Origin of the sequence: Streptomyces sp. NPDC050416 (genome assembly GCF_044458845.1) — a bacterium.
GTDB lineage: Bacteria > Actinomycetota > Actinomycetes > Streptomycetales > Streptomycetaceae > Streptomyces.
Genome location: NZ_JBITII010000004.1, coordinates 672,181 through 688,143, shown reverse-complemented (window position 1 = coordinate 688,143; position 15,963 = coordinate 672,181). Strand labels below are relative to the sequence as shown.

Annotated in this window: 17 protein-coding genes and 1 riboswitch; of the genes, 6 read left to right on the top strand and 11 right to left on the bottom strand. The window is 72.7% G+C overall.

The window, feature by feature from the left end; genetic code table 11:
* Positions 1–31: 31 nt before the first annotated feature.
* Positions 32–1,825 (top strand): glycoside hydrolase family 15 protein, encoded by a 1,794-nt coding sequence (locus ACIBL4_RS16425; RefSeq protein ID WP_399410476.1) that lies wholly within the window; start codon positions 32–34, stop codon positions 1,823–1,825.
* Between the two features lie 5 nt (positions 1,826–1,830).
* A complete protein-coding gene (locus ACIBL4_RS16420) occupies positions 1,831–2,586 on the top strand; it encodes an SDR family oxidoreductase (protein WP_399410474.1) in 756 nt (251 codons plus the stop codon).
* Between the two features lie 77 nt (positions 2,587–2,663).
* On the opposite strand, the gene amaP is transcribed toward ACIBL4_RS16420, so the two are convergent.
* The 5 genes from amaP to ACIBL4_RS16395 are packed head-to-tail and all read right to left on the bottom strand — an operon-like array spanning position 2,664 to position 5,031.
* Positions 2,664–3,251, bottom strand: coding sequence for an alkaline shock response membrane anchor protein AmaP (amaP, locus tag ACIBL4_RS16415; RefSeq protein ID WP_399410472.1), 588 nt, complete (start codon positions 3,249–3,251; stop codon positions 2,664–2,666).
* Positions 3,248–3,949, bottom strand: coding sequence for a DUF6286 domain-containing protein (locus tag ACIBL4_RS16410; protein ID WP_399410470.1), 702 nt, complete (start codon positions 3,947–3,949; stop codon positions 3,248–3,250). Before ACIBL4_RS16410 ends, amaP begins: the two co-directional genes overlap by 4 nt.
* Positions 3,946–4,329, bottom strand: coding sequence for a hypothetical protein (locus ACIBL4_RS16405; RefSeq protein ID WP_399410468.1), 384 nt, complete (start codon positions 4,327–4,329; stop codon positions 3,946–3,948). The genes ACIBL4_RS16410 and ACIBL4_RS16405 overlap by 4 nt, the downstream gene beginning before the upstream one ends.
* Positions 4,326–4,508 (bottom strand): hypothetical protein, encoded by a 183-nt coding sequence (locus ACIBL4_RS16400; protein ID WP_399410466.1) that lies wholly within the window; start codon positions 4,506–4,508, stop codon positions 4,326–4,328. Before ACIBL4_RS16400 ends, ACIBL4_RS16405 begins: the two co-directional genes overlap by 4 nt.
* A 49-nt stretch (positions 4,509–4,557) precedes the next feature.
* The gene (locus ACIBL4_RS16395; RefSeq protein WP_086561225.1) at positions 4,558–5,031 is read right to left on the bottom strand and encodes an Asp23/Gls24 family envelope stress response protein; all 474 of its coding nucleotides are present in this window, start codon (positions 5,029–5,031) and stop codon (positions 4,558–4,560) included.
* Between the two features lie 87 nt (positions 5,032–5,118).
* Between ACIBL4_RS16395 and ACIBL4_RS16390 the strand changes: the two genes are divergently transcribed.
* Positions 5,119–5,835, top strand: coding sequence for a nucleopolyhedrovirus P10 family protein (locus ACIBL4_RS16390; protein WP_399410463.1), 717 nt, complete (start codon positions 5,119–5,121; stop codon positions 5,833–5,835).
* A gap of 61 nt (positions 5,836–5,896) precedes the next feature.
* On the opposite strand, the gene ACIBL4_RS16385 is transcribed toward ACIBL4_RS16390, so the two are convergent.
* The 3 genes from ACIBL4_RS16385 to ACIBL4_RS16375 form a co-directional block, all read right to left on the bottom strand.
* Positions 5,897–6,700: an enoyl-CoA hydratase/isomerase family protein gene (locus ACIBL4_RS16385; protein ID WP_399410461.1), complete on the bottom strand. Its 804-nt coding sequence runs from the start codon at positions 6,698–6,700 to the stop codon at positions 5,897–5,899.
* A 107-nt stretch (positions 6,701–6,807) separates the two neighbouring features.
* The gene (locus ACIBL4_RS16380) at positions 6,808–7,026 is read right to left on the bottom strand and encodes a helix-turn-helix domain-containing protein (protein WP_010037790.1); all 219 of its coding nucleotides are present in this window, start codon (positions 7,024–7,026) and stop codon (positions 6,808–6,810) included.
* Between the two features lie 352 nt (positions 7,027–7,378).
* A complete protein-coding gene (locus ACIBL4_RS16375; protein ID WP_399410459.1) occupies positions 7,379–8,977 on the bottom strand; it encodes an ABC-F family ATP-binding cassette domain-containing protein in 1,599 nt (532 codons plus the stop codon).
* A gap of 261 nt (positions 8,978–9,238) precedes the next feature.
* Between ACIBL4_RS16375 and ACIBL4_RS16370 the strand changes: the two genes are divergently transcribed.
* Positions 9,239–9,652 carry a VOC family protein gene (locus ACIBL4_RS16370; protein WP_399410457.1) on the top strand — a complete coding sequence of 138 codons (414 nt, stop codon included), beginning with the start codon at positions 9,239–9,241 and terminating at the stop codon, positions 9,650–9,652.
* Between the two features lie 22 nt (positions 9,653–9,674).
* On the opposite strand, the gene ACIBL4_RS16365 is transcribed toward ACIBL4_RS16370, so the two are convergent.
* From ACIBL4_RS16365 to ACIBL4_RS16355, 3 genes are all read right to left on the bottom strand, one after another.
* Complete coding sequence (locus ACIBL4_RS16365) at positions 9,675–11,075, bottom strand: hypothetical protein (RefSeq protein WP_399410455.1); 1,401 nt, start codon at positions 11,073–11,075, stop codon at positions 9,675–9,677.
* 231 nt (positions 11,076–11,306) lie between these two features.
* A complete protein-coding gene (locus ACIBL4_RS16360; RefSeq protein ID WP_399410453.1) occupies positions 11,307–12,434 on the bottom strand; it encodes an alpha/beta hydrolase in 1,128 nt (375 codons plus the stop codon).
* 742 nt (positions 12,435–13,176) lie between these two features.
* The gene (locus tag ACIBL4_RS16355) at positions 13,177–13,887 is read right to left on the bottom strand and encodes a class II aldolase/adducin family protein (protein WP_399410451.1); all 711 of its coding nucleotides are present in this window, start codon (positions 13,885–13,887) and stop codon (positions 13,177–13,179) included.
* Positions 13,888–14,102: 215 nt separating this feature from the next.
* On the opposite strand from ACIBL4_RS16355, the gene ACIBL4_RS16350 reads away from it, so the two are divergent.
* Together ACIBL4_RS16350 and ACIBL4_RS16345 are read left to right on the top strand one after the other, a co-directional pair.
* Positions 14,103–15,356, top strand: a complete 1,254-nt coding sequence (locus tag ACIBL4_RS16350; RefSeq protein WP_399410449.1) for an anion permease — start codon at positions 14,103–14,105, stop codon at positions 15,354–15,356.
* A gap of 34 nt (positions 15,357–15,390) precedes the next feature.
* Positions 15,391–15,612, top strand: coding sequence for a hypothetical protein (locus ACIBL4_RS16345; protein WP_086606028.1), 222 nt, complete (start codon positions 15,391–15,393; stop codon positions 15,610–15,612).
* 127 nt (positions 15,613–15,739) lie between these two features.
* A riboswitch (cobalamin riboswitch) is annotated at positions 15,740–15,874 on the top strand.
* The last annotated feature ends 89 nt before the right edge of the window (positions 15,875–15,963 follow it).

The following is a 15,963-nucleotide window of genomic DNA, read 5'->3' as shown; positions in this document are numbered from 1 at the left end:
GCCGGGCCGACTTGCCGGGAACCCGCACTCCGTGGACCCGAGCATCGAGGACTACGCACTCATCGGCGATGAACAGACCGCCGCACTGGTCGGCACTGACGGATCCGTGGACTGGCTCTGCCTGCCCCGCTTCGACTCGGCCGCCTGCTTCGCCAAGCTGCTCGGCGACGAGGACAACGGCTACTGGCGCATCGCCCCCGTGGGGGCGGACCGGTGCACCCGGCGTGCCTACCGCCGCGACACCCTCGTCCTGGACACCGAGTGGCAGACCGCGAAGGGGACAGTCCGCGTCACCGACCTGATGCCGCAGCGCGACCAGGCCCCCGACCTCGTGCGCGTCGTGGAGGGCCTGGACGGCGAGGTGACGCTCCACAGCGTCCTCAAGCTGCGCTTCGACTACGGCTCGATCATCCCCTGGGTGCGCCGGGCCGACGGCCACCGCGTCGCCGTCGCCGGACCCGACTCGACCTGGCTGCGCAGCGAACCGGAGGTGCGCAGCTGGGGCGAGGACTTCGGAACCCACGCGGAGTTCACGGTCCGCAAGGGCGAGAAGGTCGCGTTCGTCCTCACCTGGCACCCCTCCCATGAGGAGCGCCCGCCGCTCGTCGACCCGTACGAGTCGCTGCGGCACAGCGTCGAGGACTGGCAGGCCTGGGCGGCGCGCTGCAGCTACGACGGGCCGTACCGGGACGCCGTCGTCCGCTCCCTGATCACCCTCAAGGCGCTCACCTACGCCCCGACCGGCGGCATCGTCGCCGCCGCGACCACCTCACTGCCCGAGGAGCCGGGTGGGGTACGCAACTGGGACTACCGCTACTGCTGGCTGCGCGACTCCACCCTCACCCTGGGCGCGCTGCTGGCCGCGGGCTACCAGGAGGAGGCGGAGGCCTGGCGGAACTGGCTGCTGCGCGCGGTCGCCGGTGACCCGGCGGACCTCCAGATCATGTACGGCGTAGCGGGCGAGCGGCGGCTGCCCGAGTTCGAACTGCCGTGGCTGTCCGGCTTCGCCGGATCCGCCCCCGTACGCATCGGCAACGACGCCGTGAACCAGCTCCAGCTGGACGTCTACGGCGAGGTCATGGACTCCCTGTCGCTGGCCCGTGAATCGGGCCTGTCCGCCCAGCCGGACGTGTGGGCGCTGCAGACGGCCCTGATGGACTTCCTGCGCGTCCACTGGCGGCAGCCGGACGAGGGGCTGTGGGAGGTGCGCGGCGGCCGGCGCCAGTTCGTGCACTCGAAGGTGATGGTGTGGGTCGCCGCCGACCGTGCCGTACGCACCATGGAGCGCCATCCGGAGCTGGACGGCGACCTGGACGGCTGGCGCGCGCTGCGCGACGAGGTGCACCGCGAGGTGTGCGACAAGGGCTACGACCCCGAGCGCAACACGTTCACGCAGTCCTACGGCTCGCGCGAACTGGACGCCGCGCTGCTGCTCATCCCGCGCGTCGGCTTCCTGCCGCCCGACGATCCACGGGTGATCGGCACCATCGACGCGGTGCGCAAGGAGCTGGACCACGGCGGCTTCCTGCGCCGCTACAGCACCACCGACTCGGACCAGGCGGAGATCGACGGACTGCCCGGCTCCGAGGGCACCTTCCTGGTGTGCTCGTTCTGGCTCGCGGACGCCCTGCACATGACGGGCCGTACCAAGGAGGCCCGGGAGCTGTTCGAGCGGCTGGTGGGACTCGCCAACGACGTGGGCCTGCTGTCCGAGGAGTTCGACCCGGTGACCGGCCGGCAGCTCGGCAACGTCCCGCAGGCGTTCAGCCACATCGGCCTGGTGAACACCACCCTCGCCCTGTTCGGGGCGGAGGGGGCAGGATAGGGACCATGGATCTTGGACTGAAGGACCGGGTGTACGTCGTCACCGGGGCCACCCGGGGCCTCGGCAACGCCACCGCGCGGGAGCTCGTCGCGGACGGGGCGAAGGTGGTCGTCTCGGGGCGGGACGAGAAGAGCGTCGCCGACGCGGCGGCCGCGCTGGGCCCGAACGCGGTCGGGGTGGCCGTCGACAACGCCGACCCCGACGCGCCGGCCCTGCTGATCGGGGCCGCGCGGGAGCACTTCGGCCGCTTCAACGGTGTCCTCGTCAGCGTGGGCGGGCCTCCGGCCGGGTTCGTCTCCGACAACACGGACGAGCAGTGGCAGGCGGCGTTCGAGTCGGTGTTCCTGGGTGCGGTGCGGCTGGCGCGCGCCGCGTCGGCCGAGTTGGAGGCCGGGGGTGTCATCGGGTTCGTGCTGTCCGGGTCGGTGTACGAGCCGATTCCCGGGCTGACGATCTCGAACGGGCTGCGGCCGGGGCTGGCCGGGTTCGCCAAGTCGCTGTCCGACGAACTGGGGCCGCGGGGAGTTCGCGTGGTCGGTTTGCTCCCCGGGCGCATCGACACGGACCGCGTGCGCGAGCTGGACGCGTTGTCGGCGGATCCCGAGGCGACCAGGGCGGCGTCGGAGTCGCGCATTCCGTTGCGGCGGTACGGGGCGCCCGAGGAGTTCGGGCGGGTGGCGGCGTTCCTGCTGTCTCCGGCGGCTTCCTATCTGACCGGGGTCATGGTGCCGGTGGACGGCGGGGCGCGGCACGGGTTCTGAGCGCCGTTCTCGTCTGGGGCTTCGCTGGGGCGCGCGCGTGGGGGTTCGTCACGCAGTTCCCCGCGCCCCTGAGTACGTCAACTCACTCTCTCCGCATGGTGCCGGACGCCTCTCAGGCGTACCTCCGCCGGCAGTGACGCGAGGCCCGCCGATGTTCTGGCGTGGGTCAGGGCTCCGGTCGTCAGGTCGTGCAGGACCGTGCCCGGGTCCACGTTCGGTTCCAGGGCGAGCCGTACGCGCGCCTCGGGGGCGCTGCGGCGGCCCCTCAGATGGGCGTGGGCCCGGTCGACGCCGTCGATCCGGGCCGCCTCCTCGGTGAGGGCGTTCTCCAGGGCCCGGCCGCGCAGCAGGGCGCCCTCGCCGTCGCCGGTGTCCACGAGGACCTCGGCGAGGCGGCGCCGGCGCAGTACCGCGACCAGCCACCACAGGGCGAGCAGCATCAGGACGGCGAGGACGGCGATGACGACCGGCCACCACCAGCCGGCGTCCCGCCAGCGTGTGCGTTCGGCGTCGCTCAGCAGCACGTCGTGGCGGCTGTGGTGGATCCACCAGGAGGGTGCCGGAGCGCCGAGGCCGACGGCCAGCACGGAGCCGCCCAGCACCAGCAGGACGAGGCCGACGAGCCCCAGGAACACGCGGTTGACGACCCTGAGCATCGCGGTCACTCCTTCCGGCCGGGGCGCCGGACGCGCACCGACAGCGCGGGCGGCCGGGAGAGTCCCAGTCCGCGGATCGCGTCGGTGAGCACGGCGTCCAAGTCGCTTCGTACGTCGTCCAGTTCACGGAAGTGGGACACGGCGCGGGCCTTCGCCCGCCTGCGGCGCACCCGCACCTGTGCCGACTGCACGCCGGCCACCTCCATGGCCCGGTCGCGCAGCGCGGTCGCGGCGGCGTCCCGGTCCAGTCCGGCGCGTACGTCGGGGTGCGTCCGCCGCATCGGGAGCACGTGCCGCAGGCCGGGCGTGGCGGCCAGGGCCAGCAGCCAGAGCCCGAGGGCGGCGGCGACCCCGGCCCCGACGAGCACCCAGGTGTCGTCGAGGGGCCGTTCGGCGAGTTGGCGGGCCAGCTCCCGGCGCCAGCTCATGACGGGCCGGTCGGCGCGCACGGAGGCGATGTCGTAGAGGAACAGTCCGGCGAGTCCCAGGAGCAGCAGCGCGACGATGCCCGCCGGGATGCGGCGTGCCGACCAGAAGCGGCCTTCGCGGCCGCCCTCGCTCTCGGATTCGGGCGGCTTTCCGTCCCCGGCCGCCTGTGCGGACCGGTCGGGTCCGGTGCCGGTCTCCGGCTTCTGGAGGACGGGCAGCCGCTGGGTGGTGTTGTCGTGCTCGGGCTCGGGCGGTTCGGTGCCCCGGGGTTCGCTCATCGGGTCCTCCCCTGTACCGCGCCGGGCCCGGCGGCCAGGTGCAGCCGCTCCACCTGGACGACGACCTCCGGCACCTGCATTCCCACGAGGCCGCCTACCCGTTCGACGACCCGGCGACGCACCTGGCGGCAGCGCGCGCCGACGTCGCAGGGGTAGTCGAGTTCGACGTGGACCCGGACATGCGCGACCTCGTGGCGGACGACGACGGTGGCGGACGGACGGTCGGCGTCGGGCGGCAGTGTTCCGACGGCTTCGAGGGCCGCCTGCGAGGCGATCTTGGCGACGACCCGGTCGGCGATCCGGGTGGCGCCCCGCTCCCCCGGCGCGACGACGGTCAGGGGTCTGTCGAGCTCACCGGCCCCCGTGCTCACGGCCGTCACCGCCGCCGTTCACGGGGACGGAAGAAGTCGCCGAAGTCCATGTCCCCCTCGAGGAACCGGCCGACGACGAAGCCGACGGCGCCCAGCGCCGCCACCAGCAGGAAGGCGCCGAATCCGCCGAAATACCCGGCGAATGCCAGTGCCATGCCGGCGATCATGCCGACGACGGCCATGCTCATGCTGCGCTCCTCAGCTCCTCGGTCGCTGCGCTCTGCGGGGCGGGGTGGCTCACTGGATCCGGCGCTCCGGTTCCTCTTCCTCCTCGTCCGGCAGCTTCACGTCGCTGACCGCGATGTTGACCTCGACGACCTCGAGGCCCGTCATCCGCTCGACGGCGGTGATGACGTTCTCCCGTACGTCCCGGGCCACATCGGCGATCGCCACGCCGTAGACGACCACGATCTCCAGGTCGAGAGCGGCCTGCACCTCGCCGACTTCGGCCTTCACCCCGCGCGTCACCGACTTCGCGCCGCCGGGCACGCGGTCGCGCACGGCTCCGAAGGTGCGGGACAGGCCGCTGCCCATGGCGTGCACGCCGTCGACATCGCGTGCGGCGAGTCCGGCGATCTTCTCCACGACGCCGTCCGCGATGGTCGTCCGCCCCCGGGATCCGGGGTCTCCTCCGCCGCGCTTGGTCAGCGGACTCCTGCGCGCCGCCGATGTCTCGGTCTCTCCGCCCCGGTTCTCGGTCATGTCAGTCATCGCCGTGTGTCCTTTTCGGTTGTCGTCCTTCGACCACCGTAAGCACGGTTGCGTGGATACGCGCCTTTGATGCGGCAGGCTGGAGGAATGACGGCCGATCGGTGGACGCAGGCAGTGAGACATCAGCTGGGCCTCGGCAAGCTGCTGCCGCTGGGTGATGCGCGGGACGGCGCATGGATCGCCGAGCGGGCGGCAGAGGCGGTGCTGCGGCGTGCGGCGGGGGACGCTCCGGGCGTGCGCCTCGACACGCTCCGCGTCGCGCTCGCCGATCCGGCGGAGACCGGCAGTTCTGTCGTGCCGGCCCCGCCGAGCGGTCTGCCGCCCGGGCCCCTGCGGGTGACGGCGGAGTTCGCGGCCACGGCCTCGCAGCCGCTGCCGACGACGGCGTCCCTGCTGCGGGCGGCGCTGGCGACGGCCGCGACGCAGCGGCTCGGTCTGACGGTGAGGGAGGTGGATCTGCGCGTGACGGGCCTGCTGGACGAGGAGACGGAACCGCCCGGGCCCGCCGCGCCGCTCCCCGAGCCACCGCACGCCGCCGAGGCCGGGGGCGACGACGAGAGACGTGTCGCCGCCGCCGCGCTCGGGGTCCCGGGCGTACTCCGGCTGACCGGCGCACTGGGCCACCCCGTGCACATCGAGGAACTCCGGGGCGACACCGCCCTGCCGCACCGCCACGTCCGACTGGAACTCGCGGTGCGGGAGGACCACCGGGCCCGGGACGTGGCCCGCGAGGTCCGCACAGCGGTACGGGCGACACTGCAGGACCATCCGACGGTGGCGGTCCTGGTGAGCGGGATCGGCTGAGCGAGCGGCACCCGGCGGCAACTCCCCGGGTGACGCCCGCGACGGGCGTGATCCGGCCGGATCAGTCCCCGATGCCCGCGAGGTCCCGCAGGCGGCGGGCCTGGGACTGGCGTTCCGCGGTGCGCTGGTCCTCGTAGGTGCGGTCCTGGGCACCGCGCAGCAGTGCCTTGGTCTCGACGACCGCGTCGCGGGGCGCCGCGAGCACGGCCGACACGAGGTCGCGGACCGTGTCGTCGAGCTGGTCGGCGGGCACGGCCACGTTGGCCAGACCGGTGTTCATGGCCTCGTCGGCCGTGACGAAGCGCCCGGTCACGCAGATCTCCAGCGCGCGGGCGTAGCCGACGAGTCCCACCAGCGGGTGCGTGCCCGTCAGGTCGGACACGAGTCCGAGGCTGGTCTCGCGCATGGCGAACTGCACGTCGTCGGCGACGACGCGCAGATCGCAGGCGAGGGCGAGCTGGAAGCCCGCCCCGATGGCATGCCCCTGGACGGCGGCGACGGAGACGATGTCGCTGCGCCGCCACCAGGTGAACGCCTCCTGGTACTCGGCGATGGTCGCGTCCAGCTCGGCGTCACTGCCACGCGCGAGGTCGATGAACGACGGTTCCCCGTCGAAGCCCTCGGGCGTGAACGCCTGCCGGTCGAGACCGGCCGAGAAGGACTTGCCCTCGGCCCGCAGCACCACGACGCGGACGGAGCCCGGCAGCTGCCGCCCTGCCTCGGTCAGCGCCCGCCACAGAGCGGGGCTCTGCGCGTTGCGCTTGGCCGGATTGGTCAGCGTCACCGTGGCGATCGCGTCGTCGACGGTGAGCCGTACGCCGTCCTTGTCGAGTACGGGAACGAGGTGTTTGTCGGGCGAAGCCATGGACGCCTCCGAGGTGTGCGGTCAGCTAAGTGACTGCACAGTAACCACCCGGTCGATCAGCCGACCGACCGGGTGGCCACCATCGGAGCCGAGGGGCCACCCGGGGATCAGGCCGTGGCCTTTTTGCCCCGCGTCGCCCCGCCACGCCCTCGCAGCGTGACGCCCGACTCACTGAGCATGCGGTGCACGAAGCCATACGAGCGGCCGGTCTCCTCGGCCAACGCCCGGATGCTCGCACCGGCGTCGTACTTCTTCTTCAGGTCTGCCGCGAGCTTGTCGCGCGCGGCGCCGGTCACCCGGCTGCCCTTCTTCAGAGTCTCGGCCACCCGTGCCTCCTCATGGGAAGTGCGCTCTGGTCTCCTCATGATCACCCCTCCGGGCCCTGATGGCCACCCATTCGGCAAGGTCCGTGAGACAAGGTTGTGACGACGGGAGCGCGTCCCCACAAACGGAATACAAAATTCCGACGAGTGGTGTCCGTACGCCCGAACGGATTCCCCCGTGAAAGGCCAGGTCAGAAAGGCGTCGCGGCCGAGCCCGGAAGAATCGGGGGCTCGGCCGCGAAATCGATGTAGGACACACCTCGGTACGAGGAGATCTCACACAGATGATGGATCACCGCTGGGCCGAATGATCCATACGCCGTTGATCACGTGTTCGATCAAACCGCACTGACTCTCAGGCCAGGGCGACGAGGTCCGCGTAGTCGGCGCCCCACAGGTCCTCGACGCCGTCGGGCAGCAGGATGATCCGCTCGGGCTGGAGCGCCTCGACGGCGCCCTCGTCGTGCGTGACGAGGACGACCGCGCCCTTGTACGTGCGCAGCGCGCCGAGGATCTCCTCGCGGCTGGCCGGGTCGAGGTTGTTGGTCGGCTCGTCGAGGAGCAGCACGTTCGCCGAGGACACGACCAGGGTGGCGAGCGCCAGGCGCGTCTTCTCGCCGCCGGAGAGGACACCGGCGGGCTTGTCGACGTCGTCGCCGGAGAACAGGAACGAGCCGAGCGTCTTGCGGACCTCCACCAGGTCCAGGTCGGGGGCGGCCGAGCGCATGTTCTCCAGGACCGTGCGCTCCGGGTCGAGGGTCTCGTGCTCCTGCGCGTAGTAGCCGAGCTTCAGGCCGTGGCCGGGGACGACCGCGCCCGTGTCGGGCTGCTCGACGCCGCCCAGCAGCCGCAGCAGGGTGGTCTTGCCGGCGCCGTTGAGGCCCAGGATGACGACGCGGCTGCCCTTGTCGATGGCCAGGTCGACGTCGGTGAAGATCTCCAGCGAGCCGTACGACTTCGACAGGCCCTCGGCCATCAGCGGGGTCTTGCCGCAGGGCGCGGGCTCGGGGAAGCGCAGCTTGGCGACCTTGTCGGACTTCCGCTCGGCCTCCAGGCCGGCCAGCAGCTTGTCCGCTCGGCGGGCCATGTTCTGCGCGGCGACGGTCTTGGTGGCCTTGGCCCGCATCTTGTCGGCCTGCGAATGCAGCGCGGAGGCCTTCTTCTCGGCGTTCTGCCGCTCGCGCTTGCGGCGCTTCTCGTCGGCCTCGCGCTGCTGCTGGTAGAGCTTCCAGCCCATGTTGTAGACGTCGATCTGGGCGCGGTTGGCGTCCAGGTAGAACACCTTATTGACGACCGTCTCCACCAGGTCGACGTCGTGGGAGATCACGATGAAGCCGCCGCGGTAGGTCTTGAGGTAGTCGCGCAGCCAGATGATCGAGTCGGCGTCGAGGTGGTTCGTGGGCTCGTCGAGCAGCAGCGTGTCCGCGTCGGAGAACAGGATCCGGGCCAGCTCGATACGGCGGCGCTGACCGCCGGAGAGCGTGTGCAGGGGCTGGCCGAGCACCCGGTCGGGAAGGTTCAGCGCGGCGGCGATGGTGGCGGCCTCGGCCTCGGCGGCGTACCCGCCCTTGGTGAGGAACTCCGTCTCCTGCCGCTCGTACTGCTTGAGGGCCTTCTCGCGGGTGGCGCCCTGGCCGTTGGCGATGCGCTGCTCGTTGTCGCGCATCTTGCGGATCAGTACGTCGAGGCCGCGCGCGGAGAGGATGCGGTCGCGGGCGAGGATGTCGAGGTCGCCGGTGCGGGGGTCCTGCGGGAGGTAACCGACCTCGCCGGAGCGGGTGATGGTGCCGCCGGCGGGCACGCCCTCCCCCGCCAGGCACTTGGTGAGGGTGGTCTTCCCCGCGCCGTTGCGGCCGACCAGGCCGATGCGGTCGCCCTTGGCGACGCGGAAGGTGGCGTTTTCGATGAGGACGCGGGCACCGGCGCGCAGCTCGATACCGGAGGCGGAGATCACGGACAGACTCCAGGGCGGATACGGGGGCGGAATGGGCGGCTGAGGACGTTCCCGCCGTCTAATGCGCGAGGAGAAAGGCCATGGGGGACAGTCTAACGGGGCGGTGCAACCACTTTTTCTGCGTGCGGGTGTTCGGTTGGTCTCGCCGGATCTCGTCTCGCCGGGTCGTTGTCAGTGGTGGGTGCCAGACTGGGCAGCAGAACCGGATCATCGGTTTTCCGGCGACCGAGCACAAGGACCGAACACAAGGGAGTGATCGGTATGGCAGGCACGTCCGGCGGGCGTCCGAGCATCTACCCCACGCTGCTGTACGCCGACGCGAAGGCGGCCGTCCGGCAGCTCACGGAGGCCTTCGGCTTCACGGAGCTGTCCGTGTTCGAGGGCGAGGACGGCGCGGTGATGCACGCCGAGCTGGTACAGGGCAACGGCGCGGTGATGATCGGCAGCAAGGGCACCGGCAGCGTCTTCGACAAGGCGATGAAGGACGCGGACACGACCGGGGTGTACGTCGTCGTGGACGACGTGGACGCGCACCACCGCCGCGCCGTGGACCACGGCGCGGAGATCCTGATGCCCCCGACGGACCAGGACTACGGCTCGCGGGACTACATGGCCCGGGACCTCGAGGGCAACGTGTGGAGTTTCGGGACGTACGCGCCGGAGATACCGGGCTGACGGCCCACGCCGGGGCGTCCGGCTAACTTCCTCCGGTGTGCACCTGGAAGGCGGCCCGGCGTACGGCCTTGGCCAGGGCCGGGTCGGGGTGTGCCGCGGCGAGGGCGACCAGGACCTGCACGGTCCGCGGGTGCCCGACGGCGCGCACCTCGTCCAGCAGCATCGGGACGGTCGGCTGCACGGCGGACTCCAGGTGGCGCACGAGGAGAGGTGCCTCACCGTGGTCGGCGACGGCGGCCGCGGTGTCCACCCACAGCCAGGTCGCCTCCTCCCGGGTGAGGACCTCGTGGGCGTCCTCGGGGTCGGTCCCGTCGTGCTCGGCCAGCCACAGCAGCGCGTACGGCCTGAGCGTCGGCTCGTCCAGCACGGCGCGGACGTCCGGCTCGGCGGGGGCGCCGACCACGCGCAGCGCCTCGAAGGCGAGGCCGCGCAGCAGGGCGTCCTCGCCGCGGGCCGCGGCCAGGAGCTCGGTGACGGCGCTGCCGACGGTGCGGGCGGCGAGCCAGGCCCGGTACTCGGCGCGGGCCGCGTTCGGGCGCAGCTGGGCGCAGCCGCGGAGCATGTCCTCGGCCGCCTGCTCGATGTTCCCGGCGGGGCTCTGCGCGGCGACGCAGATCTGCTCCAGCTTGACCCAGACGGCCCAGTTGCCGAGCGGGGTGAGCGTGGCCTGGCCGTCGCCGTAGGTGAGGGCGCCGACGGCGGCGAGGGCGCGCAGGGCCCAGTCGAGGAGCGGGGCGAGGGGGGCGTCGGTGGGCGCCTGTTCGGCCGGCGTCTCGGGCTGCGGGCCGTAGGGGATCTCGCAGCGTGCGGTGCGCAGCTCGGTGACGCGCTGCTCCAGGAGGTCGAGGAGCTGCTCCACGGGGACGGGCCCGGCGGACAGCTGGAGGAAGGAGAGCACCTGCGGCATGGCCGAGACGACCTCGGCGACGGCGGCGGGCTCGTGGTCCTCGGGTTCCGGGCAGGCCAGCGACCAGGCGTCGAAGAGGGCGACCCAGCCCCGCAGGACGGCACTGTCGTCGCGGTCCCAGGCGCGCAGCCGCCAGCCGGGGCGCGCGCTGTCGCCGTGCACCTCGACGAGACCGGCGAGCCGGGCGGTGTCCCAGTCGGCCCTGACCTGATCCGGGGTCAGGCCCAGCTCCTGGGCGGCCCGTTCGGCGGTCGCGGCGGAGAGGGTGGCCTTGCCGTCGGCGGTGGCGCTGCCCCGGCCGGGGCCGAGCTCGGTGTCGGCCCAGCGGGCGACGCGGGCCGCGTCGGCAAGACCTGAGCGTGCCATTCTGGCCAGCTCCGCCGGAGCCGGGGTGCCCTCCGGGGGGCGCGGTGCGGGGCGGCGCGAGCGCCGCTGGTTCATCGCTCTGGGGGCGGCGGCCAGGGGTCGCGGGCGGACGAGTCGAAGCCTGGAGTCGCGCGGGATACGGGACGTCACGAGGGCAGTCTTCCGGTTGACGGTCCGAAAACCCAAACGGAATGTCACGGCGGGCGACGGGGATGGCCAACGCACGGGGTCCCGTGAATGGTCGAGGGCCGCAAACAAGCCAGTGGTACGACGCTAAACGGAATCTTCCCGACCGGTCTGCGGGGAGTGGGAGGGGACGTGGTTGCGACGGGGCGAGGGGGCATGAACGGGGGGTGTGGAGGCCGGTGTGCGGGCCAGGGGTCAGATGAGAGGTGTCAGGAAGCGTCGCAGGGCTTCCTCGTAGCCTTGCGGGTCGGCGTTCCACATCGCCGAGTGGGGCGCGTCGCCGACGGTGCGGAAGGCGACCAGGTCGGGGCGGGCGTCGGCGAGCCGGCGGGAGAGCTGCCAGGGGGCCACCGTGTCGTCCGGTCCGTGGAGGACGAGTGCCGGGACCCGGAGCCCGGCTGCGGGGGACGCGCCGGGGAGGCGGTCGCCGTACAGGCCGGTGCGGCCCTGTGCGGCGCGGACCGCCAGGGGCAGCAGCGCGCCCGGGGTGCGGCGGGCCGCGGCGAGCGCGCGCAGGGTGGTCTCCCAGCTGAGCACCGGGGAGTCCAGGACGAGCCCGCAGACGCGGTCGCGCAGCCCCGAGTGCGCGACCGCGTGCAGGGCCATGGTGGCGCCGGTGGACCAGCCGTGCAGGACGACCTGGCGGGCGCCGGAGCGCACGGCGTGGCGGATCGCCGCGTCGAGGTCGCGCCACTCGGTCTCGCCGAGGTGGTTCAGGCCGTCGGGCGGGCGGGGTGCGCCCAGGTCGCCGCGGTAGGCGAGGGCGAGCACGGGGAAGTGGTTGCGGTGCAGGAACCCCATGACGTTCATGGCGAGTTCCCGGGTGGTGCCGAGGCCGTGCACGGCGATCACCCAGGTGTCCCGGGCGCCGGGCACGAACCAGGCGGGCAGGGCGCCGAGTTCGCCGGGGATGTCGACGTCGGCGTGTTCGATGCCGAGGGCGGCGCTCGGGTTGCCGACGTACACGTTCGGGGTGAGCCAGGCCTTGTCGCCGGGTTTCAGGGTGCCGTGCGTGACGCTCTCCAGGCGGCGTACGACGGTGTCGGCGGTGTCCGAGGCGCCGGCCAGGACGGGCCCGACGACCGCGTGGGAACCGTCGCCTGACAGGCCGTAGCGGCCGGGCCGCAGGGCGGCCAGGTCCCGGGTGAGGCTGATCTGCCCCGCGGCGGTGCCGTGCACGGTGAGCCGGGGCTCGGTGGGCAGGGGCCTGCCAGGAGGCGCCTTGAGCGCGGCGTCACTGGCGAGCCGCCCGGCGGCCACGGCGGCCGCACCGGCTCCGATCACGGCGGTGACGGCAGCGGCCGTCGCTTTGACAGTGCGCACGGCTCCAGTGTCCTGGCGGACCGGGCGACGGACCAGTGGGCGGCAGCGGCGGGGTGATGGGCGCGGTGGGGCCGGGCGGGAGGGCATAGGGGTGGTCGGCTGGGTGCGGCTGCCTCCCGGGGGGACGGGTGGGCGGCGGAGGGGTGGGCGGCGCCCGGAGCGCAGGGCGCCGGCGGGCGACGGTGTGACGGCCGTGCCCGGGGCCAAGGGCGTCCGTGTCGGCGGCGGGGCGGCTGAGCTGGGGGTGGGGCGAGGGCGTGCGTGGTCTTCGTGCGCACAGAACGGCGGCGCGGGCAGCGCACGGCGTACTGGGCGCCCTCGGGAGACGCTGGGGCAGCGGCGTGACCGAGGCGCCCGGAGGGCAGGGCGAACTCAGCCCGCGCATGTGCCCTCGTACGCACAGAACGGCGGCGCGGGCAGCGCACGGCGTACTGGGCGCCCTCGGGAGACGCTGGGGCAGCGGCGTGACCGAGGCGCCCGGAGGGCAGGGCGAACTCAGCCCGCGCATGTGCCCTCGTACGCACAGAACGGCGGCGCGGGCAGCGCACGGCCGGACGGCCCCCAGGAGAGCCGCGAGAGTTGGCGGCGTCGGCGGCGCACCGGTGGCATACCCGGCCGGTGGGCCGAGGCGGCCGGAGCAGGACGGGGCATCCGGCAGACGCGTCGGCCCGGGGCGGCAGGCCGGACCCGTCGGCCCGGGGCATTCGGGCAAGCCCGGCAGTACCGGGCGTCCGGGCGGACGTCAGCCGCGTTGCCCGTAGCCCCGCAGTTGTTCCTGGACCTCCGCCAGCTGCTCCTGCGACAGCAGGCTCGGGGACAGGCCCGGGACCGATGTGGCGGTCAGCCACAGGCGGCACATCCATTCCAGCTGGGCCGTGCGGTCGTAGGCCTGGTCCAGGGACGCGCCGTGGGTGACGGTGCCGTGGTTCTGGAGGAGGCAGCCGGAGCGGTCGGCGAGGGCGCGGAGCATGTTCTCGGCCAGCTCGGCGGTGCCGTACGTGGCGTACGGGGCGACCCGGACGGGTCCGCCGAGCGCGGCGGCCATGTAGTGGATCAGCGGCAGCTCGCTCACGAGCGTCGAGACGGCCGTCGCGTGCACGGCGTGGGTGTGGACGACGGCACGGGCGCCGGTCGTGCGGTAGACCGCGAGGTGCATGGGCAGCTCGCTGGTCGGGACGAGGGTGCCGAGGACCTGCCGGCCGTCGAGGCCGACGCCCGTCACGTCGTCCGGCTGCAGCCGGTCGTAGGGGACGCCCGAGGGCGTGACCAGGACCGTGTCCCCGACGCGCACCGAGACGTTCCCGGACGTGCCGACGACGAGCCCGTCGGAGACGGTCCGGCGGGCGGTCGTGACGAGTTCCTCCCAGGCGCCCGCCTCCTCGGGGCGCACGCCTCTGCGCCGCGACTCCCCCACGTCCCGCACGTCCCGCCCGTCGCCTCGCTGCTCAGCCATGCGGCGATCCTGCCAGGCGGGCCCTCAACGCGCCGCAGGGCGGGTCCGCTTCAGGCCGGAAGCCGTGTATACGAAAAGGTGCATACCACCCCGCCCCCACGGCGGAACCCTAAACCTCGATTGCGGACACCCATGCGCCCCCCTCAGTTCATCTTCCGTTCACTCGGGTTACCTACGTTCGACGAGCCAATGACCTCGAACGATTGCCTGGGTAAATGGAAAGCTTCTCGCTGATCCTCGCGATTGTGGTGGTAACCGCACTCGCGTTCGATTTCACGAACGGTTTCCACGACACGGCGAACGCGATGGCCACGACCATTTCCACGGGCGCCATGCGGCCCAAGGTCGCCGTCGCCATGTCCGCCGTCCTCAACCTGGTCGGCGCCTTCCTGTCGGTGGAAGTCGCCAACACGATCTCCAAGGGTCTCGTCGACGAGACCGGCATCCGTCCCGAGGTCATCTTCGCCGCCCTGGTCGGCGCGATCCTCTGGAACCTGCTGACCTGGCTGGTCGGCTTGCCGTCGAGCTCCTCGCACGCCCTGATGGGCGGCCTGATCGGCGCCACGATCGCCTCGGCGGGCGTCGGCGCTGTCCACGGCGACGTGCTGGTCACCAAGGTGCTGATCCCGGCGATCGCCGCCCCGCTGGTCGCGGGCATCGCGGCGATGCTCGCGACCCGGCTGACGTACTCCCTCGGCAAGAAGGCCGACGGCAAGGCCTCCGAGAAGGGCTACCGGGCCGGCCAGATCGCCTCCGCGGGCCTCGTCTCGCTGGCCCACGGCACGAACGACGCCCAGAAGACGATGGGTGTCATCACCCTCGCCCTGGTCGCCGGCGGCGCCGTCGCCCCCGACTCCGACCCGCCCACCTGGGTCATCCTCTCGGCGGGTCTCGCCATCGCGCTCGGCACGTACCTCGGTGGCTGGCGCATCATCCGCACCATGGGCAAGGGCCTGACGGACCTCCAGCCGCAGCAGGGCTTCGCCGCCCAGACCAGCGCGGCCACGGTCATCCTGGCCTCCTCGCACATCGGCTTCTCCCTCTCCACCACCCACTCCGTCTCCGGCTCGGTGATGGGCGCGGGGCTCGGCCGCAAGGGCGGTGTCGTCCGCTGGTCGACGGCGACGCGGATGTTCGTCGCGTGGGGCCTGACGCTGCCGGCGGCGGCCTTGGTGGGCGCGCTCGCCGAGTACGTCACCGGCTTCGGCAGCTGGGGCACCGCGGTGGTGGCCGTCTTCCTCGTCGCCTCCAGCGCGGCGATCTGGAAGCTCTCGCGGCGTGAGGTCGTCGACCACACCAACGTCAACGACGCCGACGCGGCGGAGCCGGCCGGTGTGGTGACCGCGGCGATGGCCGCGGTGACGCCGCCGCCGGCCGGCACGGTGACGGAGGCGACGGAGGACCCGTTGCCGTCGTTCCCGGCCCAGGCCGCCGCCGAGCGGACGCCCTCGACGACCACCACGGTCTGACCCCGCCGACCGGTAACAAGGAAGAGTCTCCGATATGAAGATCGACTGGGCGGCCCTCGGTTCCGTCTTCGGCGTCAGCCTCGTGGTCACCGTGGCCCTCGTGGGCCTGTTCACCCTCGGCATCACCGGCCTGTCCCGCCGCGAGCGGGCGGTGGCCGCCGGCGGCTCCGCGGGACTTGCCGTGACGGGCGCGTACGCGTGCTTCGCGGCGTGTGCGGCGGCCGTGGGCTATGGGATCTATCTGATCGTGGCCTGACCACGGTCACTTCCGCCGGGCGGTTCGGGACTTCGGTTCTGTGCCGCCCGGTTGTCGTGTGCGGGGGGCGGTGTGGGCTTCTGCACACTCTCCCCTCGCAGGTCAACGGCAAGTTGACGGCTGAACCCGGCCGTGGTGGACTGCCGGGGCCATCAACGGCGGCAGGAGAGGAAGCCGGTGGAAGTCCGGCGCGGTCCCGCCACTGTCACCGGGGTAGCAATCCCCGGGAGCCAGGAACTCTCACCGCCGGTCTAGTCGAACCAGGGCGTGGACACCCTGAGTGAGGACATATCGCCATGCGCGGCTGCCGATCGAGGTTCATTACCCCACCCCTGCCCGCCCCCGCGGCCG